Origin of the sequence: Petrocella sp. FN5 (genome assembly GCF_029210395.1) — a bacterium.
Taxonomy (GTDB): Bacteria; Bacillota; Clostridia; order Lachnospirales; family Vallitaleaceae; genus Petrocella.
Genome location: NZ_JARGDP010000006.1, coordinates 48,256 through 71,663 on the forward strand (window position 1 = coordinate 48,256; position 23,408 = coordinate 71,663).

23 protein-coding genes and 2 riboswitches are annotated in these 23,408 nt (G+C 37.3%); of the genes, 21 read left to right on the top strand and 2 right to left on the bottom strand.

Annotation, left to right across the window (positions count from 1 at the left end; all coding sequences use genetic code 11):
• The first annotated feature begins 85 nt into the window (after window positions 1-85).
• The 5 genes from P0N36_RS03200 to P0N36_RS03220 all read left to right on the top strand — a co-directional run bounded on the left by P0N36_RS03200 (window position 86) and on the right by P0N36_RS03220 (window position 4,360).
• Window positions 86-967, top strand: a complete 882-nt coding sequence (locus tag P0N36_RS03200; protein ID WP_275841388.1) for a branched-chain amino acid ABC transporter permease — start codon at window positions 86-88, stop codon at window positions 965-967.
• Between the two features lie 9 nt (window positions 968-976).
• Entirely contained in the window at window positions 977-1,951 is a 975-nt protein-coding gene (locus P0N36_RS03205; RefSeq protein ID WP_275841389.1) for a branched-chain amino acid ABC transporter permease, read from the top strand.
• A gap of 11 nt (window positions 1,952-1,962) precedes the next feature.
• Window positions 1,963-2,721: an ABC transporter ATP-binding protein gene (locus tag P0N36_RS03210; RefSeq protein ID WP_275841390.1), complete on the top strand. Its 759-nt coding sequence runs from the start codon at window positions 1,963-1,965 to the stop codon at window positions 2,719-2,721.
• A 15-nt stretch (window positions 2,722-2,736) separates the two neighbouring features.
• Complete coding sequence (locus tag P0N36_RS03215; protein WP_275841391.1) at window positions 2,737-3,438, top strand: ABC transporter ATP-binding protein; 702 nt, start codon at window positions 2,737-2,739, stop codon at window positions 3,436-3,438.
• A gap of 241 nt (window positions 3,439-3,679) precedes the next feature.
• Complete coding sequence (locus tag P0N36_RS03220; protein WP_275841392.1) at window positions 3,680-4,360, top strand: LiaF transmembrane domain-containing protein; 681 nt, start codon at window positions 3,680-3,682, stop codon at window positions 4,358-4,360.
• A 112-nt stretch (window positions 4,361-4,472) separates the two neighbouring features.
• Here P0N36_RS03220 and P0N36_RS03225 read toward each other — a convergent pair whose 3' ends face one another.
• Window positions 4,473-5,126 (bottom strand): CBS and ACT domain-containing protein, encoded by a 654-nt coding sequence (locus P0N36_RS03225; RefSeq protein ID WP_275841393.1) that lies wholly within the window; start codon window positions 5,124-5,126, stop codon window positions 4,473-4,475.
• Window positions 5,127-5,413: 287 nt separating this feature from the next.
• Here P0N36_RS03225 and P0N36_RS03230 point away from each other — a divergent pair, with 287 nt between their 5' ends.
• Window positions 5,414-5,617, top strand: a complete 204-nt coding sequence (locus tag P0N36_RS03230; RefSeq protein ID WP_275841394.1) for a DUF1858 domain-containing protein — start codon at window positions 5,414-5,416, stop codon at window positions 5,615-5,617.
• A gap of 58 nt (window positions 5,618-5,675) precedes the next feature.
• Here the strand turns inward: P0N36_RS03230 and P0N36_RS03235 are convergent, their stop codons facing one another.
• Complete coding sequence (locus tag P0N36_RS03235; protein ID WP_275841395.1) at window positions 5,676-6,365, bottom strand: adaptor protein MecA; 690 nt, start codon at window positions 6,363-6,365, stop codon at window positions 5,676-5,678.
• 468 nt (window positions 6,366-6,833) lie between these two features.
• Here P0N36_RS03235 and P0N36_RS03240 point away from each other — a divergent pair, with 468 nt between their 5' ends.
• The 15 genes from P0N36_RS03240 (at window position 6,834) to ispE (ending at window position 23,388) form a co-directional block, all read left to right on the top strand.
• Window positions 6,834-8,108, top strand: a complete 1,275-nt coding sequence (locus P0N36_RS03240) for an adenylosuccinate synthase (protein ID WP_275841396.1) — start codon at window positions 6,834-6,836, stop codon at window positions 8,106-8,108.
• Between the two features lie 144 nt (window positions 8,109-8,252).
• The gene (gene pth / locus P0N36_RS03245) at window positions 8,253-8,834 is read left to right on the top strand and encodes an aminoacyl-tRNA hydrolase (protein ID WP_275841397.1); all 582 of its coding nucleotides are present in this window, start codon (window positions 8,253-8,255) and stop codon (window positions 8,832-8,834) included.
• Complete coding sequence (locus P0N36_RS03250; RefSeq protein WP_275841398.1) at window positions 8,831-9,538, top strand: class D sortase; 708 nt, start codon at window positions 8,831-8,833, stop codon at window positions 9,536-9,538. The genes pth and P0N36_RS03250 overlap by 4 nt, the downstream gene beginning before the upstream one ends.
• A gap of 140 nt (window positions 9,539-9,678) precedes the next feature.
• Window positions 9,679-9,760: riboswitch (cyclic di-GMP riboswitch) on the top strand.
• Between the two features lie 65 nt (window positions 9,761-9,825).
• A riboswitch (cyclic di-GMP riboswitch) is annotated at window positions 9,826-9,907 on the top strand.
• Between the two features lie 13 nt (window positions 9,908-9,920).
• Window positions 9,921-10,769: a transglutaminase-like domain-containing protein gene (locus P0N36_RS03255; protein WP_275841399.1), complete on the top strand. Its 849-nt coding sequence runs from the start codon at window positions 9,921-9,923 to the stop codon at window positions 10,767-10,769.
• A gap of 337 nt (window positions 10,770-11,106) precedes the next feature.
• A complete protein-coding gene (gene mfd, locus P0N36_RS03260) occupies window positions 11,107-14,607 on the top strand; it encodes a transcription-repair coupling factor (protein WP_275841400.1) in 3,501 nt (1,166 codons plus the stop codon).
• A 125-nt stretch (window positions 14,608-14,732) separates the two neighbouring features.
• On the top strand, window positions 14,733-15,836 hold the full coding sequence (locus tag P0N36_RS03265; RefSeq protein WP_275841401.1) for a peptidylprolyl isomerase: 1,104 nt from the start codon (window positions 14,733-14,735) through the stop codon (window positions 15,834-15,836).
• Window positions 15,837-15,894: 58 nt separating this feature from the next.
• Window positions 15,895-16,695 carry a nucleoside triphosphate pyrophosphohydrolase gene (gene mazG / locus P0N36_RS03270; RefSeq protein ID WP_275841402.1) on the top strand — a complete coding sequence of 267 codons (801 nt, stop codon included), beginning with the start codon at window positions 15,895-15,897 and terminating at the stop codon, window positions 16,693-16,695.
• Window positions 16,696-16,778: 83 nt separating this feature from the next.
• A complete protein-coding gene (locus P0N36_RS03275) occupies window positions 16,779-17,054 on the top strand; it encodes an HU family DNA-binding protein (RefSeq protein WP_125137285.1) in 276 nt (91 codons plus the stop codon).
• Between the two features lie 147 nt (window positions 17,055-17,201).
• Window positions 17,202-17,447, top strand: coding sequence for an RNA-binding S4 domain-containing protein (locus P0N36_RS03280; protein ID WP_275841403.1), 246 nt, complete (start codon window positions 17,202-17,204; stop codon window positions 17,445-17,447).
• 24 nt (window positions 17,448-17,471) lie between these two features.
• A complete protein-coding gene (locus P0N36_RS03285; RefSeq protein WP_275841404.1) occupies window positions 17,472-17,768 on the top strand; it encodes a septum formation initiator family protein in 297 nt (98 codons plus the stop codon).
• Between the two features lie 113 nt (window positions 17,769-17,881).
• Complete coding sequence (tilS, locus tag P0N36_RS03290; RefSeq protein ID WP_275841405.1) at window positions 17,882-19,270, top strand: tRNA lysidine(34) synthetase TilS; 1,389 nt, start codon at window positions 17,882-17,884, stop codon at window positions 19,268-19,270.
• Window positions 19,267-19,794, top strand: coding sequence for a hypoxanthine phosphoribosyltransferase (gene hpt, locus P0N36_RS03295; RefSeq protein WP_275841406.1), 528 nt, complete (start codon window positions 19,267-19,269; stop codon window positions 19,792-19,794). Before tilS ends, hpt begins: the two co-directional genes overlap by 4 nt.
• A 74-nt stretch (window positions 19,795-19,868) precedes the next feature.
• Window positions 19,869-21,776, top strand: a complete 1,908-nt coding sequence (gene ftsH, locus P0N36_RS03300) for an ATP-dependent zinc metalloprotease FtsH (protein ID WP_275841407.1) — start codon at window positions 19,869-19,871, stop codon at window positions 21,774-21,776.
• Window positions 21,777-22,066: 290 nt separating this feature from the next.
• Window positions 22,067-22,315 (top strand): Veg family protein, encoded by a 249-nt coding sequence (locus P0N36_RS03305; protein ID WP_125137291.1) that lies wholly within the window; start codon window positions 22,067-22,069, stop codon window positions 22,313-22,315.
• 197 nt (window positions 22,316-22,512) lie between these two features.
• The gene (gene ispE / locus P0N36_RS03310) at window positions 22,513-23,388 is read left to right on the top strand and encodes a 4-(cytidine 5'-diphospho)-2-C-methyl-D-erythritol kinase (protein ID WP_275841408.1); all 876 of its coding nucleotides are present in this window, start codon (window positions 22,513-22,515) and stop codon (window positions 23,386-23,388) included.
• Window positions 23,389-23,408 lie beyond the last annotated feature (20 nt).

A 23,408-nucleotide genomic window follows, 5' to 3' on the forward strand; every position in this document is an offset into this window, starting at 1 on the left:
TATAGATTGTATGTGAACTAGAGAAACTTAGTTTTTTTATTAGCGACTTTGCGGCAGTACTCAAATCAACCTAGGAGGTGTGCTCATGGCACAATTTATACAACAAGTTATTAACGGTCTTAATGTGGGAAGTATATATGCCTTGATTGCTTTAGGCTATACCATGGTCTATGGTATTGTAAAGCTAATTAACTTTGCCCATGGCGACATATTAATGATCGGTGCTTACTTTGGTTTTTTCGCATTAGCAACGTTCAACGTACCTTTTGGTCTGGCCTTGGTCGTCTCTATGATTCTATGTGCCTTGGTTGGTATGACTATAGACAGATTGGCTTATAAGCCTCTTAGAAATGCCCCAAGAATATCGGCTCTTATTACCGCCCTTGGTATGAGTATGCTTTTGCAAAATCTATTCAGACTTCTTTTTGGTGCACAACCTAGAAGAATGCCGGCGGTCATTGCTTTAAAAAGAATTGAGATTGCACCGGGCATTGCTATTTCCAATCTTGCAATCATAACCATTCTATTATCTGTAGGACTTATGTTACTTTTGGAATTTATTGTCAAAAAAACAAAAACAGGAAAAGCCATGCGTGCTGTATCAGAAGACAAATCAGCAGCTAAGTTAATGGGTGTTAACGTAGATAAAACCATTTCTATAACCTTTGCAATCGGTTCCGCACTTGGCGCCGTTGGTGGCTTATTATATGCAATCAACTACTATCAAGTAGAGCCCTATATGGGTATGATGCCGGGCCTTAAGGCTTTTGTTGCAGCTGTATTAGGTGGCATCGGCGTTATACCGGGTGCGATGCTGGGTGGTTTTGTTATTGGGTTGATTGAGACCTTGACGAAGGGTTATGTATCGACCACATGGGCAGATGCTTTTGTGTTTGGTATCCTAATCATTGTGTTAATTTTTAAACCTGCAGGCATCCTTGGAAAAAATACGAGAGAGAAAGTGTAGGTAATCATCATGGATAAAAAAGTCGTTTCAGGTTATTTGAAGAATATAACAGCCATTATGGTTGTTTACGCTATTGTTTTTTACTTGATTCAAATAAAGGTTATTAATAATTATTATAACGGTATCCTTATTCTAGCCGGTATTTATATTATTGTTGCAGCCAGCTTAAATCTGGCAACAGGCTATTTGGGTCAGCTAGCCCTTGGTCATGCCGGCTTTATGGCTATTGGTGCATATACAGCAGCGCTATTTGCCATTGCGGTCGATTTACCAAAATATGTAGAATTGGTAGCCGGATTAATATTGGGTGGTCTGATGGCCGGAATTTTTGGTTTAATCATAGGTATTCCGGCTCTTAGGCTTCGCGGTGATTATCTAGGTATCGTCACCTTAGGGTTTGGTGAAATTATTCGTATCGCCTTGCTTAATCTGCCATTTACAGGTGGTGCTGCAGGCCTTAAAGGTATTCCAAGATACGTTAATTTCACGGAAATTTATTTTTTGGTGGTGGTGGTCATAGCGTTTTTATTCGCGTTTATACGTTCTAGACATGGTAGAGCCATCTTGTCCATCAAAGAGGATGAGATTGCAGCTGAGTCAGTAGGTATTCCCACCACATTCTATAAAGTGTATGGTTTTGTTGTTTCTGCATTTATTGCCGGTGTTGGTGGTGGTGCTTTAGGTTTTTATCAAAGAATACTGGATCCCAAAAAATTCAATTTTATGTTTTCTGTAGAATTTTTCATCATTGTTGTTTTAGGTGGTATGGGTAGTATAACCGGTACCATTATAGCGGCATTGGCCCTTGCATTCATTAATGAATTCTTATATTCTATCGATGAGCTTAGGTTGGTCTTTTACGCATTGACTTTAATCATACTTATGATTTTCAAACCAGATGGCCTACTTGGAAGAAAAGAATTTTCACTTATTAAGTTACTCAATCGATTCAGCAAAAAAACTAAAATAGAAAATGCGGACTAGGAGGTAATACCATGAGTTTATTAAAGACGGAACATATAGGTATGACTTTTGGAGGACTTAAAGCCGTATCTGATTTTAGTATAGAAATAAAGGAAAATGAACTGGTGGGCCTTATTGGACCCAATGGTGCCGGAAAAACAACTATTTTTAATATGTTGACCGGTGTTTACGCGCCTACAGAAGGTAAAGTATTACTTGGAGAAACAGTTGTTAACGGAAAAAAACCTTATCAGATTGTTAATCTAGGGCTTGGTAGAACCTTTCAGAATATTCGCTTATTTAAAGGATTGACAGTTCTTGATAATATTAAGATTGCTTTTCATAAGGATATGAGTTATACCACTTTATCAGCTGTTTTTAGAGGAAAAAAATTCTGGAAAGAAGAAAAAGAGATTGAAATAAAGGCAAGAGAACTCCTTGGACTTTTCAATATGGAAGCGGATGCGGGGGCATTATCAAGTAATCTGCCTTATGGTAAGCAAAGAAAGCTTGAGATTTGTCGAGCGCTTGCTACCAACCCAAAACTATTGTTATTGGATGAGCCGGCTGCGGGTATGAACCCACAAGAAACCAAGGAGCTGATGGAAACCATTGCCTTTATTCGAGAAAAGTTTAAAGTATCCATTCTTCTTATTGAACATGATATGAGCTTAGTTATGGGTATATGTGAGAGAATTGTCGTCATAGATTATGGCAGGATGATTGCTGCCGGTACACCGGCTGAGATTAAATCCAATGAGAAAGTTATTGGTGCTTATCTAGGTCAATAAAAGGAAGGTGACAAAATGTTAAAAGTAGAAAATCTGAATGTATACTATGGTGCGATTCACGCTCTTAAGGGTTTGTCCTTTGAAGTTAACAAAGGTGAGATTGTTACATTAATTGGTGCCAATGGAGCCGGAAAAACAACGACGTTACATACAGTTTCGGGACTTCTAAAGCCTACTGAAGGTAGTATCAGTCTTATGGATAAGACGATTACCGGCGTTGAAGCCCATAAGATTCTAGGTATGGGTATGGCACAAGTGCCGGAAGGTCGACGTGTTTTTGCAAAAATGACCGTTCAGGAAAATCTTGAGATGGGTGCATTTTTAAGAACAGACAAAGCTGAGATTGAAGAAAGTTATGAGAACATCTATAGGAAATTCCCAAGACTTAAAGAACGTCGTAAACAGCTTGCAGGTACCATGTCAGGTGGCGAACAACAGATGTTGGCTATGGGACGTGCTTTAATGAGTAAGCCGGATATCTTACTTATGGATGAACCATCCATGGGGCTTGCGCCCATATTGGTGAAAGAGATTTTTGACACCATTGTAGAAGTTAATAAACAAGGTGTTACAGTTTTGTTGGTTGAGCAAAATGCTCATATGGCTTTGTCCATCGCAGATAGGGCTTATGTTCTTGAAACCGGTAAAATTGTTCTTGAAGGTAACGCAAAAGAACTGCTGGACCATGAGGATGTAAAAAAAGCATATCTTGGATAGTAGACAGATAGTATATTTTGAATTCTAATGGTTTTTTAATGGTAATACCTACCTAGTCAGCTATAATATAGATAGATGGTTAAAAGGTCAAAACCATATAGTTTTGATATCTTAATCATAGATAATTAACTCAACTTTCCCTGAGGCGATCCAAATTTCAGCTACCTAGTTGGCCGGAAGCCGCAAAGAGATCCTACAGTGGGAATTGAGCAATGTATGAGTTGATATTGGAGGAAATGCTATGAATAAGAGAACGGTAATTGGTATCCTGATTCTTTCCGTAGGTTTACTGGCTTTGGCAGGAAGCCTTGGCTATGTTAAAATAGATGGTCTTGTTAGGACATTTTGGCCTATTTTGCTTATTGCAATTGGATTGATTAATCTGGTAGAACAACCCAAAAACTTTGTATTTAGTGGTATTATGGCTATTGTAGGAACCATATTTTTACTTAGAAATCTTGGGTTTGAGTACTTTGAACATTTACGGTTTTGGGATTTGATATGGCCGCTTGTCATTATATTGTTGGGCCTATGGATTCTGACTTCAAAAGGACCTAGAGGTATGTTTGGAAGAAACCAAGTAAGTGAGGATATGGTGGAAAATGTTGTACTATTTTCCGGTGCGGAGACCATCAATCTATCCCAGAATTTTAAAGGCGGTAATATTTTTGCCATGTTCGGTGGTGTTGATCTCGACCTTCGAGGTGCTAAGATTATTGAAGTACCTGCAAAAATGGATATTTTCGTTGCTTTTGGTGGCGTGGATATTAAAGTCCCTGAAGAATGGAAAGTTATGGTTACAGGCATACCTTTATTTGGAGGGTGGGGAAATAAGACGAGACTGTCTAAGGATCCGAACAGAGAGATTGATTTGGTTATTAATGGTTTTGCCTTATTTGGTGGATTCGACATTAAGAATTAGAGGCCCGATGAAAACCCTTCCACAGCCCGTATGACTGCCTTAAATTAAAAACGAGCTTTACTGTTGACTAAAGTCTTACAGTAAAGCTCGTTTTTATATTTAATGCAAATAGTTACTCATTTAGGTTTTGGCGGACACTGAGTATCTCGTATCCGGATGCTTCGAGGGCTTTGATTAGTGTCTCGGTTTCTGTTGAAGCAAGACGGATAATGATTTCTCCAGCATCATCACTGCCGATGTGATCGTAATTGGCTACATGAGCGATATTAATGTTGAAGTCTTTTATTATACCGGTGATATCTGCTAATATACCGGTCTCATCTTTTGCTTTGATGGAGACCCGAGTGCCAATTTCACCGACGCCGGTTAACTCGAGATAGGATTTAAGTATATCGGTGCGGGTTATAATACCTACCAATTTTTTTCCTTCTGTAATAGGAAGGGAATCAACACCACTGTTTATTAAAAGTTGTGCCGCATCCTCCATGAGCATGTCCGGTGTGCCGGTAGGCATATCTTTAATCATGATGTCTTTGACTTTGGTTTTGCTGAGTAAATAATTAAGTTCATACATACTAAGTGTTGTGGCTTTTGAAGGACTTACTTCTGAAAGAAGCTGCTCGGTGACACAACCAACAAGTTGACCGTTATCAATAACCGGCAATTGTTTGCATCCTTTTTCAATCATCAGTTGAAAAGCTAAATCGATTGAAGCATCCTTGAAAACAGTTACAACATCAGTAGTCATTTGGTTTTTTACATACATAAAAACACCTCCAGTGAATGATTTATTACTTAGACTTATTATATCATATAATGGGCTTGAAAGCACCAGTTGCTCTGTAGAACCTATGTCTGGGGAATGCTCCAAAGCGGAAAAATCCTTGTCTCTTTGTAATAGTAGAACGTTTCTTGAGTAGTAAAAAAATACAAAAGAGTTATAAAATTATTGTCTTCATGGGGTTGAACTTGTTTTTTATGAAGAAATAGTTTATAATAGCTTATGTTATATGATAATAAAAATCATTAAAATAGATATAAAGGAGGTAAGTCATGGCTCAAATTACAAGAGATATGATTATTGGCGATATTATTCGTGTTGATCAAGGTGTCATTCCTATTCTTATGGAAGCAGGTATGCACTGTGTTGGATGCCCATCTTCACAAGGTGAATCCCTTGAAGAAGCATGTATGGTTCATGGTATGGATGTCGATATATTGACAGATAACATTAACACATACTTAAAAAGCCTATAATTAAAAAACATAGAAAAAGCTGTCATGTATATGACAGCTTTTTTGCGTAAAATATTATTTATAGATTGCTTAAGACGTTGATTGCTTGTGTTTTAATAACGATGTCATAATGCTCATCATAAAAATCCAGTTTTGATTTTCTACAATGTATGGCCTCACCATACTCTGATAAGATACCTCGGATAACTTTACAATCCGATTTATGTAGACCTTCTGACTGCATACTGAAGATATATTTTTGTGGTGAATCGGTTTTGTAAACGCGGCTTTGATCAAAAGGATACTTAAGTAAAAATCTGCTTGCAGTTGTTAAATCATCCAATGTGTCAAATCCATATACAAAAAATGCAGCTATTTTCTCATCTTCTATGGAAGGTTCTTTATGATGTTCTTCAGGATGTACCACTTCGTGGGCGGTTTGTTCAGTAGGTTCTTCTTTTTTCTTAAAGGTACGAGCGCTTGGAATGGACAATCCTGAATATTTATCGTCTAATTCATCTGGGTTATCGACTTTTGTAATAATCAACATAATGCCTTCGGATGATAGAGGGACCGCTTCGATCATCAGGGGTGTGGTACCTGACTCGAAGCCAAACTCAAAGGAAGCTTTTTGCATCATGTCTTTGAAGAGTTCCTGAGCTTTTTCCGAACCATATGCGAGTTCGTTGACATTAATGTGTCTGTTTAAGAGTTCTTCCTTATCGAGTACACATTTTATTTGATTGCTACTTATTTTTTCAATTCTCATATCATCACTTCCTTCTCGAAGGCAACAAATTCGGGTCAGTTACATTCACTACATAGAAAGCAATTCAGCATCTTATACTTATATTATACGATAAAAGTATAGAAAAAGCAAAGCCGAATGTTTTCTTCAAAAACTCAAAAAATGTTCGAAAACAGTTGATTTATGCCTATAAATCTGATACTATTTGTTAGGGTTGCTTTTGGCAGCTAACTTGCTGTGTAGTTGTGGTATAATTATTATCGGACATAAGGACTATGATGGCAAGAGAAATATTAAGGATTCATTGAAAATTAACACTTTAGTCATCTTATAGATATAAATACTAATATGGTTAAAGGGCTAAAACGAAGTTTTACTAAATTCACATACAATATATAGTTTTGACATCCTAACCATTAATATAAATGTATTAAGGATATATTGTTTGAACAAAATAAATGTGATTGAGGAACGAAAGGGGCTGTTGACATGTCTGCAAAAATAATTATCGGCGCTCAATGGGGCGACGAAGGTAAGGCCAAAATAATCGACATATTATCAGAAGAGGCTGAGGTGGTCGTACGTTCACAAGGTGGAAACAATGCCGGTCATACTGTCGTTGTTGGAGACGAAGTCTATAAGTTCCATCTCATACCTTCAGGAATACTATATAGTGGCACAAAATGTATTGTGGCCAATGGTGTGGTTATAGACCCGGAAGGTATTTTGGAAGAAATTGACCATATTCATGAAAAGGGCATCTCAACAGATCAATTAAGCATCAGCGATCGTGCACATCTGGTTATGCCTTATCATAAGATTTTAGATGGCATAAAAGAAGATCATAGAGGTGAAGGTGACATTGGTACAACCAAAAAAGGCATTGGACCATGTTATATGGATAAAGCGGAACGTTCAGGCATAAGAGTTTGTGATTTATATAATGAAGAGGTTTTTAAAAATAGAGTCCGAGAGAATGTTTTAATCAAGAATAAAATCATCAAATATGTCTACAATCAAGAAATTCAGCTGGATGCTGAAGAAATTATTGAGACATACTTGAATTATGCAAAAAAGTTGAAAAAATATGTAAAGGATACAACCGTTGAAGTATTTGAAGCGCTGAGTAAGCAACAGAAAGTCTTGTTTGAAGGTGCTCAAGGTACATTGTTAGACATTGATCTTGGCACTTACCCTTATGTTACATCGTCACATCCTGTAACGGGTGGTGTTTGTGTGGGGTCGGGTATTGGACCCACTGCTATTGATGAATGTATCGGGGTCATGAAAGGTTACATCACCCGAGTCGGGAAAGGCCCGTTTCCAACAGAATTATTTGATACTGTTGGAGATAAGATTAGGGATGTTGGCCATGAATATGGAACAACAACAGGTCGACCTAGAAGAGTGGGTTGGTTTGATGCGGTCATCGGAAAATTTGCTGTTAGAACGAGTGGTTTAACCAGCATAGCCCTTAACAAGATTGATGTTATGGCCAATATTGATACCGTAAAAATCTGTGTAGCATATAAAAAAGGTGATGAAGTTGTGAATGAGTTTCCAGCAAGCCTTGAAGATTTGGCTCTGTGTGAACCAATCTATGAAGAGCTACCCGGTTGGGGTTCAATCGATCACATTAGAAAGTATGAAGATTTGCCTAAAGAGGCAAAAACGTATATTCAAAGATGTGAAGAACTATGTGGTGCCAAAATCACCATGGTTGGCGTGGGTCCGGATCGTGAGCAAAACATATATATTAACTAGTGATGAGGCTGCCTATAGGCAGCCTTGTTTGTTATTGCACTCCAAACACAACTGACGTATAATGGAATCATGATTAAGGGGATAATTTTATATCCTTTGCCCCTCTAATCATAGCAGAATATGTAAGAATGAAAGAGGTATAAGATGCTGTTTATCATAGGTCTTGGTAACCCTGGAACAAAATTTAACGGAACCCGTCACAATATTGGGTTTGAAGTGATAGAAAGACTTGCTTATGACTACCATATCAAATTAGATCGAAAAAAACATAAGGCATTCGTAGGTCAAGGCGTCATCAAAGGTGAAAAAGTTATATTAATGAAACCCCAAACATATATGAACTTAAGTGGTGAAGCTATTGCCGATGTTCTTGGCTTTTATAAGGAAACACCGGATAAAATCATCGTCGTTTATGATGATACCAGTTTGGATGTGGGTAAGCTTAGAATCAGGGAAAGAGGTAGCGCCGGCGGTCATAATGGCATCAAAAATATCATAGCCCATATGAAAACTCAAGAGTTTATTAGGATTAAAGTGGGCGTAGGTGAAAAACCGCCTGGATGGGATTTGGCGGATTATGTCCTCTCTAGGTTTGATGACTTGGAAATCAAAACGATACAAGCTGCTATAAAGATGTCAGCAGATGCAGTTGCTATGATTTTGGATGTGGGTGTGGAGAAAGCCATGAACCATTTTAACAATAAGAAAGCAGGTGAAAGTCATTGAAAAAACATATTGGAACCTTACTGATTATTGTTGGTATTGTAATTATTACAGTACCACTTGTGGGACGATACATAGCAACCCAAAGACAAGAAGCCTTGTTGGCAGATTTTCTTGAGCAAAGCATAATGATAGAAGATACAGATAGTTATGATGACCTAAGTGCATCTTTAGAATGGGGCGTTCAAGAAGAAAATCAAGAGGATTTATCAGAGGCTCTTGAAGTCCCAGGTGTATCATCTATAGATGATGAAGGTTTGGTAGAGGATGATTTGGAAGGAAACCTTGAAGAAACGGTTATAATCAAACAGAGACCGAAAGCTGTTGCCATACTTGAAATTGATAAAATAGGTATTAAACTACCGGTTGCAGAAGGTGTGGATTTAGCCACCTTGAAATTCGCAGTAGGGCATATGCCGGAAACGGCTGCTCTTGGAAGTATTGGAAATGCTGTTGTGGCAGGGCATAGAAGTCACAGCTTCGGTACTTATTTTAACCGTTTGAATGAGGTGGAGATTGGCGATACCATAAAAGTGACAACAGGCGGTCAAACATATATCTATGAAGTATATGAAACACGCATTGTTGAGCCGGATGATCTTTCTGTATTAAGAGGCAGTAGTAATCACAAAGTTATTACGCTAATTACTTGCCACCCTCTGTACACTTCGACACATCGTTTGATTGTCCATGGTGTTATAAAATGACAAATAATAGAAGGCATAATAGGTCTAAAGGACTATAAGGATAGGCAATAAGTTACAAGTTAGAGACAAACATTGCATTCTATAGACCTATTATGCTATAATGTATACAAGATAATACAGCTTATAATTTTGGTGCTTTTCACCGATAATAGCAAACCATTCGAAAGGATGGGACGCAAAGCCAAGGGCCTTCTGCAGTGCAGGTGGTAGCCGGTTGCCGAAAGGGAAGTTTTTTTGTACCCTAAAGGATAAATATTTCTGGTGATACAACACTTCAAGATAAGCTTTCAACGATACCGCAAACCATTCGAAAGGGTGGGACGCAAAGCCAAGGACCTTCTGCAATGCAGGTGGTAGCCGGTTACCGAAAGGAGAGTTTCAAATGAAGAAGGTTGTATTTTTAATTTTTTCAGTGATCTTTCTCTTTCTCATATCTGAAACGACGACTTGGGCATCATCGACAATAGATGTAGATTCAAGTCAAGTTAATGAAGGTATAGTAAGGGTTAAATTTAATACAGGTACAACAAAAAAGGTGAAGTTGCTTATATCTAAAGGTGATCAAAGAGTTCAATACAATCTGTCAAACAGTGAGGCATATATCGGATTTCCTTTGCAACTTGGAGATGGCACTTATACTGTTGGTATTTATGAGAATACAACGGATAGCAAGTATAGAGCGGTTCATACAAAAAGTTTTAATGTGACCATAACAGACGTTAAAAAGGTCTATTTAAATAGTGTTCAAGAAATCAGTTGGCGTCAAGACAGTCAAGCTGTATTGCTTGCCCAAAGACTTCTGCAGGAAGCAACTTTTAGAAAGCAACAAAGTCATAAAAATATGGCGGTTCAATTAACGGAACGAGAAAAAGTAAACGTTCTATATAATTATGTCGTTAACAATATTTCTTATGACTATAATAAAATAAAAACCTTGAACTATGATTATTTACCCAATATTGATCAGACGATTCTTGACAAATCCGGTATATGTTATGATTATTCTGCTTTGCTTGGGGCTATGTTGAGAAGTCAAGGTATACCAACAAAAATGGCCAAAGGTTATACGACATGGACAAGCGTTTATCATGCTTGGAATGAAGTGTACTTGGCAAGTGAAAACCGTTGGGTTGTCGTTGACTCTACTTATGATGCTTATATGAAGAGAAACAATCAGCTCTACGCTTTTGAAAAAGATACCAATGTGTATCAAAAAGTGAAAGAACTCTAGAGCCAAAGTGATAAATGGCGGCAATAGATTCTGATAAAAATTTTTGGCCCTAGCCTCTTAGTCAATCCCTCATGAACTAAGAGGCAATTTTTTGTTCTTTTTTCGTCTACCAAGACCGACCACTTGCAAACTTGTCATAACTGTTTTTATCAAGTATAATAAAGTGGTTAAAGGGTCAAAACTAAGTTTCACTAAATTCACATACAATATATAGATTATGTTGCACATTCTTAACGATATATTGTATATGAAAGTTCAACTAAATATAGGAAAATTCATGATGTCTTAGCCGCCAGGTTAAGGCCTTTTGTGCGGTTTTTGGAAAGATAGGTTATGTATGAATATATTAAATCAGCCTTTGGAAAAGCTGGAAGCTTTTCATATAGCAAAAAATAAACTGAAATATAAAGAAACGCCCATGGCTATTTATGGCGCGATTGACTCTCAAAAGTGTCATTTGGTTTCAGCCTTGTCTGACCATCCTCAGAAGTTGATTATTACGTATAATGATGTTAGAGCAAGAGAAATCTATGAAGATATGATGTTCTTCCAGGAAAAAGTCTATATCTACCCATCCAAAGACATTATTTTTTATAGTGCAGATGTGCATAGTAATGATATCGTTAAAGAACGGATGCGTCTTTTTAGGCAATTAATAGAACATCAAGAAGCTGTAGTTATTATGTCGGTAGACGCATTGGTAGATCGCCTTATGCCATTGACGAGAATCGCAGAGAGTGTCATTTACTGTAAACAAGGGGAAGTCCTTGAGATGACTGGTCTTGGCAAGCGCTTAATATATATGGGTTATAAAAGGACGGATCAAGTAGAAAGTCGAGGGCAATTCACCATTCGTGGTGGTATTATTGATATTTTTCCATTAACGGAATCTGAAATGGTTCGTATAGAACTATGGGGTGACGAGATTGACTCTATAAGACAGGTCAATATGGAAACTCAAAGATCAACAGTTGCTTTAGAAGAAGTAGCCATTTATCCGGCTAGAGAAGTTGTGGTATCGGATGCTTCAATAAAAAAAGCTGAAAAAGCCGTTCAAAAAGATTATGAAAAGACTAAAAAGTTCTTTTTAAAAGGCGATCCCCAGTATTTAGAAAGATTGGAACGCTGTGTGGATGATTTGGTTCAAAAAATAAAGGGTGAAGGTAATTTCAATGGCATAGAAGGCAATTTACATTATTATGAAGATGAGGTAGCCTCTATTTTTGATTATTTTCAAGATCCTGTCATATATTTAGATGAGCCACAAAGGATTAAAGAAAGACTGACCAATCTTTTTTCGGAATTTAATGAAAGTATGCGTAGTCGTTATGAAAAAGGCTATTTATTAAAAGGGCAGGTGGATGTTCTATTTAAAGAAGGTCAAATTGTCAAAAAAATCGAAAAAAATGCTGTAATAAGTTTAAGTACATTAAATCATAAAGATGCCTTTGTGCATAATACTTCGAAAATAGAGATGTTGGTGCGTTCAGTCAATCCTTATCATGGAAGCTTTGAACTTATGATTAAAGATATTAGAGGCTGGGTAGAGAACCAATATGAGATTTTATTACTTTGTGCTTCAAAAACAAGAGCCGGCCATATGGTTGAGTTGCTGAATGACCAAGGCATTAGAGCTTATACTCTTTATAACGCCGAAATGGGTCTTACACGTGGTTCGGTTGCAGTGTCTTATGGTTCTATGCATAAAGGGTTTGAATACCCACATATTCAGCTTGTGGTACTTACAGAAACAGAGCTTGTAGGGAAAAAACAACATAAGCGTCAAAAAAAATTCAAGGACGGGAAGAAGCTAAGTCATTTTAATGAGTTAAAGCAAGGGGACTATGTGGTTCATGAGAATCATGGTGTGGGTGTTTTTAAAGGCATTGAAAAGATAGAAGTGGAGGGCATCGGAAAAGATTTTATTAAGATTTCTTATAAAGATGATGGCAATCTATATATTGCCACAACACAGTTGGATGCCATTCAGAAATACATAGGCGCAGAAGGTAAAAAACCTAAGTTGAACAAACTTGGAACCGGTGAATGGAAAGCGACAAAAGAACGGGTCAAAGGTGCTGTCGAAGAGATTGCAAAGGATCTTGTTGCTTTATATGCAAAAAGAGAAATGGCAAAAGGCTATCGGTATGAGAAGGATACGGTATGGCAAAATGAGTTTGAAGAGATGTTTCCATACGAAGAAACAGAAGACCAACTCACAGCCATTGAAGATACTAAAAGGGATATGGAGAGTTCAAGAATCATGGATCGTCTCATTTGTGGCGATGTAGGTTATGGAAAAACCGAGGTCGCTATTAGAGCTGCTTTTAAAGCCATTCAAGAAAACAAACAAGTTGCCTATTTGGTGCCCACCACTATTTTGGCACAGCAGCAGTATAATAATTTTGTTCAAAGAATGAAAGATTTTCCGGTAAAAGTTGAAATGCTATCTAGGTTCAGGACCGCTAAAGAACAGAAGAAGATTCTTGAGGGTTTGAGAAGAGGCTTAATCGATGTGGTTATTGGAACCCATCGCCTTGTATCCAAGGATGTTGTGTTCAAAGATCTAGGTTTATTAATTGTTGATGAGGAACAACGTTTTGGTGTTAAACACAAAGAAGCTATAAAATCAATGAAGGAAACTGTGGATGTATTAACCTTAACAGCTACACCAATACCTAGAACCCTCCACATGAGTTTGATCGGTATTAGGGATATGAGTGTACTTGAAGACCCACCAGAAGAACGTCATCCTATCCAGACATATGTTTTGGAACACAATGATGCACTTATTAAGGATGCGATATACAGAGAACTGGCAAGAGGTGGACAAGTGTACTATGTCTATAATCGGGTTAAAGAGATTGATGAAGTTGCTAATCAGATTGCCAAGGAAGTTCCAGAAGCCAGTGTGGCTTATGCCCATGGTCAAATGAGTGAAAGAGAACTTGAAAACATCATGTTTGATTTTATAAATGGCAATATTGATGTTTTGGTGGCCACGACCATCATTGAAACCGGACTTGATATATCAAATGTCAATACAATGATTATACATAATGCAGATCGCATGGGACTATCTCAGCTTTATCAGCTTAGGGGCAGGGTCGGTCGGTCTAATCGAGTTGCTTATGCCTATCTTATGTACAAACGAGACAAAGTGCTTAAGGAAATAGCGGAAAAAAGGTTGGAAGCAATACGGGAGTTTACTGAATTTGGTGCTGGATTTAAGATTGCCATGCGTGACTTGGAGATACGAGGCGCAGGCAATTTACTTGGTGCAAAGCAACATGGTCATATGGATGCTGTAGGTTATGACCTGTATTGTAAGCTCTTGGAGAAAGAAGTTCGAAAACTAAAAAATGATTTTGACACAGAAGAAAGCTTTGAAACGCTTATAGATATTAATGTGGACGCCTATATACCCATAACTTATATCAATGATGAAGTAAGAAAAATTGAGGCCTATAAGAAGATTGCTACCATAGAATCAGAAGCAGATTATCTAGATATTCAAGATGAACTACTAGACCGTTTTGGAGAATTACCTAAACCCGTTATAAATTTACTTGAGATTGGCTATATTAAGGGCTTGGCTCATGATATTGGAATTACAGCAATCTTAGAAAAAGAAGAAAAATATATATTTGAGATAAAAAAAGATGCAAAAATTGACCCATCAGGCATACCTGAATTGATTAAGTCTTATGGACATTCATTGAAATTTGCCATTGCCGATCAACCCTATTTTGCCCTTGAGATGCCTGGGAATGGTAAAAAGGAAGTTTTCAGACATATTAAGACTTTGTTACAGTCTCTAAAGGGTTTGAAGGTTTAAGTATTGTAGCATATAATGAGTATGAAGAACTATATAGGTAGGGCTAATGTGTTAATAATCTAGAACTGAACTTTTTGCTTAGCCCTTATAGGAATAATGAATTTTAGAAATGGAGCTGTTTGGCATTGGTTTTAGTTAAAAAAATAATACCGTCTTTGGTTTGTCTGTTAATTGCGATCACAGTTGTGATGGGTTGCAGCACGAGTAAAACGAATCCAGACACTTGGCTTAGGATAGGTAATGCGGAAGTTGAAGAGGCAGAAGTAATGGTCTATTTGTTTCAGACTTATAATGATTTTTTGGCTTTTGGCGGGGAAGATGTATGGGAAATCAAGGATTTTAGCGGTGGGAAATCAGCCAATGAAGTGGCTAAGCAAGGCGCTCTTGACAACCTTATTAAAGTGAAAGTCTTAAATCAAAAAGCAGATGAACAAGGGATCACGCTAACGGAAAGTGAAGTTGATATCTTGGAACAGGAAGCAAAAAGGTATTATGATAGTTTATCCGGAAGTTTTATAGAAAAATATGAGATTTCTTTGGAGACTGTCTATGATGTCATCGGTGATAATTATAGGGCCAGAAGCTTAGAAAATCAAACCATTGAGAGTTATGAACTAGATTCAGGACAAGTTGAGGACAAAGTCAGAGAAAACGTTGAATATGTTAAGCTAAAAGATGAAAGTGCGATAGATATTCTAACCTCTTATTATGTTCAGCATATTGTGGTCTATACTCATGAGAAGAATAGTGATGATGTATGGATGGCTTTAGATGTAGAGAAAGTGATACAAGCCCGTAGTAAGATTGAGGCCGCTTATGAAGCTGTTCATAGCGGTGTAGCTTTTGAAGAAGTCTTAAGAGAATATTCAGAAGACCCAATAAGTGCCGCCGATGATTTGGGTATTATGTTATCCAACTTTCAATTGCCGAAAGATTTTATAGTTCATCTTCAAGAGATTAATCCGGGCGAGATGACGCCTATTATAGAAGGTGAGTATGGTTTTCATATCTTCAAGTTGCTATTTGTGGAAACACCGGATAAAGAAACCGTTGGAGAGTATAATGCTCAGTTTGAGTTATGGGAAAAGTCACTTTATGAAGAAGCACGGGCGAAGTTATACAAAGAAGCTTTTGACAACATTTATAGCAGATGGCTTCAAGGTGTATCCATTGAACTGGGCCCTAAATGGTTGGAACTTGACCTTCTAAATGCCGTTGAGAATGAATAAGTGGGTTTATAACATGATTCAAGTATGTGTATGAGATAGGCTGGTGGAAGGGGAAAATATGACGAAGATTGAGAAAAATGGGGAGACATATACCTTTGAGGATTTGCTTCAAGTCATGTCTATATTAAGAAGTGAAGAAGGTTGTCCATGGGATAGAGAACAAGACCATGCATCCATAAAAAACGCTGTTATTGAAGAGGCCTATGAACTTGTAGAAGCCATTAATAAGAATGATCTCACCAACATAAAAGAAGAACTTGGAGACTTGCTATTACAAGTTGTTTTTCATAGTCAAATAGGTAAAGAGACAGCTACGTTTACTATTGAAGAAGTGGTAGATGGTATAGTTGAAAAACTGATACGACGGCATCCCCATGTTTTTGATACCATACAGGTTGCAAATAGCGAGGCAGTATTAGATCAGTGGGATCAGATTAAACTGGATGAAAAATCCATTACAACGATTACAGAAGACCTAAGGCAAGTACCAAAAGTATTACCGGCATTAATTAAGACAACAAAGATCCAAAAGAAAGTGGGCAAAATCGGGTTTGATTTTCCGGATATTTATGCTGCATTTGATAAACTGACTGAAGAGGCACAGGAATTGATGGAAGCGCATGAAAAGAAGGATTCGAAGGCAATTGAAGAGGAATTAGGGGATTTATTGTTCTCGGTGGTAAATATTTCAAGAATTTTGGGATTAAATCCTGAAAATGCCTTGACAAATGCCTTGGAAAAGTTTATAAATAGATTTGAGGGCATTGAGAACCTTGCTATATCAAGAGGACAGGACCTCAGCCAAATGGATTTATCACAAATGGATGCACTTTGGAGTGAAGTTAAAAAAGACGAATAGTCGCATAGCGATTATTATATAGCCAAATCATATGGCGCAAAGTAATTTAATAATTCATTAAAAATGTAGAGGAGGAGTTATTTATGAACAAATCTGAATTAGTAGCCGCAATGGCAGAAAAAACTGAGTTAAGCAAGAAAGATGCTGAAAAAGCATTAAAGGCATTGGTGGATGTAATCACTGAAGAGTTAGCAAAAGGTGAGAAAATTCAATTAGTTGGGTTTGGTACATTTGATATTGCAGAAAGAGCTGCAAGAGAAGGTAGAAATCCTCAAACTGGCGATGCAATGAAGATTCCAGCATCAAAAGCACCAAGATTCAAAGCTGGAAAAGCACTAAAAGACGCAGTAAACGTATAATATCATCTAAATAGTAAAATGCTGAAAATCTACACGATCGGTGTAGATTTTTTGTAATATAGGATTAAAGTTCACCATGTTCCTAATATTACAAAATCCCTTGAGTATCAAGATGTATATGGATATAATGAGGAGTGAAGATAAGTCATGAGATTGGATAAATACTTAAAAGTATCAAGAATTATTAAAAGAAGAACAGTTGCCAATGAAGCCTGTGACGCAGGTCGAGTTATGATTAATGATAAAGTTGCCAAAGCTTCTACTCAAGTCAATGAAGGTGACGTTATCAAAATCACCTTTGGTAACAAGATTGTTAAGGCAAAGATTCTAGATGTTAAAGAGACCAGTAAGAAAGATGAAGCCAAAGAAATGTTCGAATACCTGAGTGATTAGCCATGTGCCTAGAAGGGTGATTGCATGAAGCGAAAAAAAGAAAGCAAAAAAAAGGCGATGATTTTTATCATTTTTGTACTGATGCTTCTTGTTGGTGTTGGAATTGTCCAAATATCAAGAGCTTATACAGACAATAAGGAAAGAGAAGCCGAAGTGGTTGTTCTGACAGAAATGATCAAAGAGGAAAAACTCAAACAACTGGAGCTGCTTAAGATTAAAGAAGAAATGAAAACCAGAGCCTTTATAGAAAAAACAGCAAGAAGCAAGTTTGGGTTAATTTATCCTGATGAGACATTAATTGATATAGCAGAAAAAGAATGATAGATAAAGGTTGTCCTTTGGATGACCTTTTCTATCATTCTGTAGGTGAAAGTGATGAAATTTAGCTTGACACTTTAGCCACCCTTTAATAATTAAAAAAAGTGAGCGATGACATGGAAAAATTTATAAAATTTATAGAAGCATATGATTTAATAGGTAAAGCAAGGAAGATTTATGTTGCTTTATCAGGTGGTGCGGACTCCATGGCGTTACTTGATTTGTTTATAACATATCAAAATACCTTAAGTTTAGAAGTTGAAGCAATCCATATACATCATGGCTTAAGAAAGGCGTCAGACATGGAAGCTGAACATGTTATGGCTCATTGTGAGCGTTTAGGCATACCTTGTCGGACCTTTTATGTAGATGTTATGGCTTTGGCAGCTTGTGGCAAATCCGTTGAAGAAGCAGCCAGAGATTTAAGGTATGAGATTTTTGATAAGATTATTAAAGAAGAAGGTGGGCAAGTAGCCTTAGCCCACCACCTGGATGACCAGGCAGAAACGGTATTGATGAATCTTTTTAGAGGTAGTGCCCTTAAAGGACTAGGTGGTATGCAACCTATGAGAGATCAATACATAAGACCATTGCTGGATGTGACCAAAGAAGAAATCATGACATATTGTCGACTAAAATCCATACCTTTTGAAGTAGACGAAAGTAACAATGATACCAAGTACACACGTAACAAATTACGTTTACAGATTATGCCGATGTTAATGAAAGAGATACAACCAAAGTTAGTCGAACATATATGTGCAACAGCTTCATTAGTAAGAGATGATGATCGGTATCTAGAGGGTTTGGCTGAGGCGGCTTATGATAAGGCAGTGATTCATCAGTCAAAAGAGAGAATAAAATGGCAAAGAACGGTTCTTTGTGAGTTGGATTTGGTGCTCTTAAGACGGGTAATGCGTCAAGGCCTGGCTTACCTTGAGGGTGGTCTTAGGAATGTGAGTATGCAACATACTGAGGAAATGATTGCCCTAGTAAGATCAGGGAAAACAGGTAAAGCCATTGATTTGCCTATGAACAGACGACTTAGGTGTGACTATGATGTCGTAACTCTAGATAAGGATAACCATGAGGAAATATTAAAGAAACAATCTATAGAAGTAGACTGGCGGGCTATGAGACTCCATGAAACCTATCTATACGGGGACTTCTGTATGAGACTTTTCCCATTTGAAAAACAAAAGGAATTTTCCAAAAAGTCATGTACGAAATGGTTTGACTATGATAAAATAAGAGGTAATTTACGCATACGGACCAGAGAAAATGGCGATTTTATAAGGTTTTCGCCAGCTTTACACAAGAAAAAGATCAAAGATTACTTCATAGACCAAAAGGTGAATCGTTCGATTAGAAACCAGGTACCATTACTGGTATCGGGTAATGAAGTCATATGGATTGTAGGTTATAGAATCAACGAAGCCTACAAAGTGACGGATGCAACGAAGACCATTATTGAAGTGGTATATTCTAAGGAGGAACGATTATGACAGGTGAGATTCAAGTGCTCATATCACAAGAAGAATTGACACAGCGGATTAAAGAACTAGGTGAAAAAATATCGGCTGATTATGCAGGTAAGGAAGTACATTTAATATGCGTTCTAAAGGGTGGCGTAATGTTCATGTCGGATTTGTCCAAATATATATCGGTGCCCGTGACCATGGATTTCATGGCGGTGTCCAGTTATGGCAATGAAACAAGTTCAAGTGGTATAGTAAAGATTGTTAAAGACCTTGATGAAAGTATTGAAAATGCAGATGTACTTATTGTAGAGGATATCATTGATTCTGGGCGAACACTTAGTTATTTGCTACAGATTCTTAAAGATAGAAAACCGGAAAGCATAAAAATCTGTACCTTGCTTGACAAACCGGATCGTCGAATTGTTGATGTGGAAGTTGATTATGTTGGATTTGAAATTCCGGATTATTATGTCCTAGGCTTTGGACTTGATTTTGAGCAAAAATACCGAAACCTACCATATATTGGTAAGTTGGTAGGGATTGAGTAGGAATAAAGAATTCATTATTATAATTTGCAGTTCTAAAAAGTGCCTTAGGCATTAGAGTTAAAGGAGGAAAAGTTATGAAGAATTTTAAAAGTTATAGTTTCTATCTATTGCTTATTCTAGTTCTTATGTTTGCCCTATTTTTTTCAACGCAAAATACACCAACAAATGAAAATCAATATGGGTATACGGAGTTCCTCGCCGAAATTGATAGGGTTGAACGTGTTGAAATTAAACCAAACATTGAGATTCCAACGGGTCAGATTACAGTTTGGACCGATGATGTAGAGAGCAAGAGTTTCTTTATGTCAGATGTTAATTTGATACACGAAGATGTGAAGATGAATGGCATTCCGGTTTATACACAAGATGTACCAAGAGCTAATTGGTTCGTCAGTTTATTGCCATCCATAATTATTATGGTGGCGGTTGTGTTCTTGTTTATGTTCATCATGAATCAAGCCCAAGGTGGCGGCGGTGGAAGTAGAGTCATGTCTTTTGGAAAAAGTAAGGCAAAGATGATGTTGGACGAGGATAAGAATGTTACTTTCGATAAGGTCGCAGGTCTTGAGGAAGAAAAGGATGAACTTGAAGAAGTTGTCGAATTCTTAAAGAGTCCGAAGAAGTTTGTTGAGGTTGGTGCAAGGATACCAAAAGGTGTTTTACTTGTAGGACCTCCGGGAACAGGTAAAACATTACTAGCAAAAGCTGTAGCCGGTGAAGCGGGCGTTCCTTTCTTTAGCATATCAGGATCTGATTTTGTTGAGATGTTCGTCGGTGTGGGTGCTTCTAGGGTTCGGGATTTATTTGAAAATGCAAAAAAGAATGCACCATGTATTGTTTTCATAGATGAGATTGATGCAGTTGGGCGAAAAAGAGGTGCCGGACTCGGTGGCGGTCATGATGAACGTGAACAAACACTCAATCAGCTCCTTGTTGAAATGGACGGTTTTGGTATTAATGAAGGTGTTATTGTTATAGCAGCGACCAACCGTGTGGATATATTGGACCCAGCCCTATTAAGACCCGGTCGGTTTGACCGTAAGGTGTTTGTCGGACGTCCTGATGTGAAAGGTCGAGAAGAGATTCTTAAAGTTCATGCAAAAGGAAAACCATTATCTGACGATGTCAGTCTTAAAGAGATTGCTGCAACAACAGCAGGATTTACCGGAGCAGACCTTGAGAACCTTTTAAATGAAGCGGCCATATATGCAGCCAGATCCGATCAAAAAGTAATTAATCAATCGGACCTTAGACATGCTTTTGTACGTGTGGGTATTGGAACGGAAAAACGTAGCCGTGTTATATCTGAGAAAGAAAAACGGATAACGGCTTATCATGAAGCCGGCCATGCTATATTGTTTGAAGAACTTGAAGAATTAGACCCTGTACATAGTATTTCCATTATCCCGACGGGAATGGCGGGTGGTTATACCATGCCATTGCCAAGCAAAGATCCAATGTACATGACCAAAAAGAAAATGGAACAAGAAATTGTATCCTTACTGGGTGGTCGTGCTGCAGAGAAGTTGGTGCTGGATGATATAACAACAGGCGCTTCTAATGACATTGAGCGGGCAAGTGCTATAGCTAGGAATATGGTGGTTAAATTTGGTATGTCAGACGTTATAGGGCCGATACAGTTTGGGTCAGATAATGAAGAAGTATTCATAGGTCGTGACTGGGGTCACACCCGTAACTATGGTGAGAATATTGCCGGATTAATCGACAGTGAAATAAAACGAATGGTTGATTCTGGGTATGAAGAGGCAAAATCAATACTTGAAAATCATATTGATATTCTTCACAAGACAGCAGCCTTGTTGATTGAAAAAGAAAAAATAACAGGTGCCCAGTTTAGAGCACTATTTGAAGCAAAAAAAGAAGGTATTTTGGATGAAGTTGAATTAGATGAAGCCTCTGTAGAACGCTTACTGTTTGGTATTAAAAGGGAAGAAGAAAGTGACTTAGAGACAGAATCATAATATGAAGAGCTAGAACAAGTTTGTTGTTTTGGCTCTTCTTTTTGTTGGATTTAAAAGACGTATAGGGTGATGTAGTCACTTTTTGTACTACTTTGGGTATGGAACTATAAAAACATAAGTACATAGAACTATAAATATTTAAAAAAAGTATTGACAATAGAAAAATCTTTTGTTAAAATAATTGATTACACAATTGACATTTCGCCGCCTATATGTTATAATCTAATGAATTAGGGGATATAGAGAGATAACATCATGAACCCAATACGTTGTAAAGATGAGGTGTATGAATGATCGCGAAAGAGGATTTATTTGCAGTTAGGGAACAGGTTAAAGCTCATGTAGGCAGCAAGGTTCTAATACGGGCCAATAAAGGACGAAAGAGAATTGTGGTGAAGGAAGGTGTGTTGGAAAACACATACCCTAGTATCTTTGTAGTCAAGGTTAAGAATTTAGAACAAAATTCATTTAGGAGCGTTTCCTATAGTTATACAGACTTATTAACACATAATGTTGAATTATCCATTTGTGGCGAATAAATAAAAACATCAAGTTAACCCTTGATGTTTTTTTTGTGCTAAGTTTCACTAAGTTCACATACAATATATAGATTACGTTGATACATTCATAACTATATATTATATGTGAAAGTTCAACTATATAGTTTTGACACTTTAACCATTATTGTATATAATATTAAGTATACAAAATACAAATGGACAATAAGCAGGTGCGTATGAAAGAAGTGAAGAAAAAAGCGAGAGCCAAAATCAACCTTGCTTTAGATGTGATTGGTAAAAGAGAAAACGGTTATCATGATGTTCGCATGGTTATGCAGACCATAGAATTACATGATAAAATAAGGCTTAAAAAAATCAGATCCAATAAAATACTAATGAAGACAAATCTACCATATTTACCAAGAGATAACAGAAATCTGGTTTACCAAGTGGTTGAATATATGAAAACGTCTTATGGCATTAAAAGTGGGATTTATATTGATCTTTACAAGATTATTCCTGTAGGCGCCGGTTTGGCCGGTGGTAGTACGGATGCTGCTCAAAGCATTCTTGCTATGAACGAACTATTTGATCTTGGTCTGAACATGGAAAAAATGGAAGAAATAGGCGCTAAATTCGGCGCCGATATACCTTACTGCATACGAGGTGGCACAATGATTGCAGAAGGCATTGGTGAAGTGCTAACACCAATAAAACCGATTATGAAGCTTTATCTGTTAATCGTTAAACCAAAGCAAAGTGTATCAACAGTCTATGTTTATGAGAACCTTGATTTGAGGGCCATAAGTCATCATCCCAGTATAGATGATATGGTTAAGGCTATTGAAGCTAATCATCTGGAGGAAATAGTGCAAAACTTGGGAAATGTACTTGAGGAGGTTACTTTTAAGGGTTATCCAGAGGTCGAAAAGATAAAAGAACTCATTTTAAATACTGGAGCACTTGGGGCCTTGATGAGTGGAAGTGGTTCAGCCGTTTTTGGAATCTATTTAAAACAAGATATGGCCTATCAAGCGGCCAAAAAGTTAAAGCGTCATGAAGCGGTAAAGCAAGTTTTTGTTACAACAACGTTTAATGTACAAGAAGGCTAATAAAAGGCTATTGTTAGCTA

Excerpts from the sequence above, each read along its gene's own strand:
- hpt (WP_275841406.1), top strand. The coding sequence starts at position 19,267 with ATGACAGGTGAGATTCAAGTGCTCATATCACAAGAAGAATTGACACAG.
- mfd (WP_275841400.1), top strand. The coding sequence starts at position 11,107 with ATGAATATATTAAATCAGCCTTTGGAAAAGCTGGAAGCTTTTCATATA.
- P0N36_RS03215 (WP_275841391.1), top strand. The coding sequence starts at position 2,737 with ATGTTAAAAGTAGAAAATCTGAATGTATACTATGGTGCGATTCACGCT.
- P0N36_RS03220 (WP_275841392.1), top strand. The coding sequence starts at position 3,680 with ATGAATAAGAGAACGGTAATTGGTATCCTGATTCTTTCCGTAGGTTTA.
- P0N36_RS03235 (WP_275841395.1), bottom strand. The coding sequence starts at position 6,365 with ATGAGAATTGAAAAAATAAGTAGCAATCAAATAAAATGTGTACTCGAT.
- P0N36_RS03230 (WP_275841394.1), top strand. The coding sequence starts at position 5,414 with ATGGCTCAAATTACAAGAGATATGATTATTGGCGATATTATTCGTGTT.
- P0N36_RS03305 (WP_125137291.1), top strand. The coding sequence starts at position 22,067 with ATGATCGCGAAAGAGGATTTATTTGCAGTTAGGGAACAGGTTAAAGCT.
- P0N36_RS03225 (WP_275841393.1), bottom strand. The coding sequence starts at position 5,126 with ATGTATGTAAAAAACCAAATGACTACTGATGTTGTAACTGTTTTCAAG.
- P0N36_RS03240 (WP_275841396.1), top strand. The coding sequence starts at position 6,834 with ATGTCTGCAAAAATAATTATCGGCGCTCAATGGGGCGACGAAGGTAAG.
- P0N36_RS03210 (WP_275841390.1), top strand. The coding sequence starts at position 1,963 with ATGAGTTTATTAAAGACGGAACATATAGGTATGACTTTTGGAGGACTT.
- P0N36_RS03200 (WP_275841388.1), top strand. The coding sequence starts at position 86 with ATGGCACAATTTATACAACAAGTTATTAACGGTCTTAATGTGGGAAGT.
- mazG (WP_275841402.1), top strand. The coding sequence starts at position 15,895 with ATGACGAAGATTGAGAAAAATGGGGAGACATATACCTTTGAGGATTTG.
- P0N36_RS03280 (WP_275841403.1), top strand. The coding sequence starts at position 17,202 with ATGAGATTGGATAAATACTTAAAAGTATCAAGAATTATTAAAAGAAGA.
- pth (WP_275841397.1), top strand. The coding sequence starts at position 8,253 with ATGCTGTTTATCATAGGTCTTGGTAACCCTGGAACAAAATTTAACGGA.
- P0N36_RS03255 (WP_275841399.1), top strand. The coding sequence starts at position 9,921 with ATGAAGAAGGTTGTATTTTTAATTTTTTCAGTGATCTTTCTCTTTCTC.
- P0N36_RS03205 (WP_275841389.1), top strand. The coding sequence starts at position 977 with ATGGATAAAAAAGTCGTTTCAGGTTATTTGAAGAATATAACAGCCATT.
- tilS (WP_275841405.1), top strand. The coding sequence starts at position 17,882 with ATGGAAAAATTTATAAAATTTATAGAAGCATATGATTTAATAGGTAAA.
- ispE (WP_275841408.1), top strand. The coding sequence starts at position 22,513 with ATGAAAGAAGTGAAGAAAAAAGCGAGAGCCAAAATCAACCTTGCTTTA.
- ftsH (WP_275841407.1), top strand. The coding sequence starts at position 19,869 with ATGAAGAATTTTAAAAGTTATAGTTTCTATCTATTGCTTATTCTAGTT.
- P0N36_RS03275 (WP_125137285.1), top strand. The coding sequence starts at position 16,779 with ATGAACAAATCTGAATTAGTAGCCGCAATGGCAGAAAAAACTGAGTTA.
- P0N36_RS03285 (WP_275841404.1), top strand. The coding sequence starts at position 17,472 with ATGAAGCGAAAAAAAGAAAGCAAAAAAAAGGCGATGATTTTTATCATT.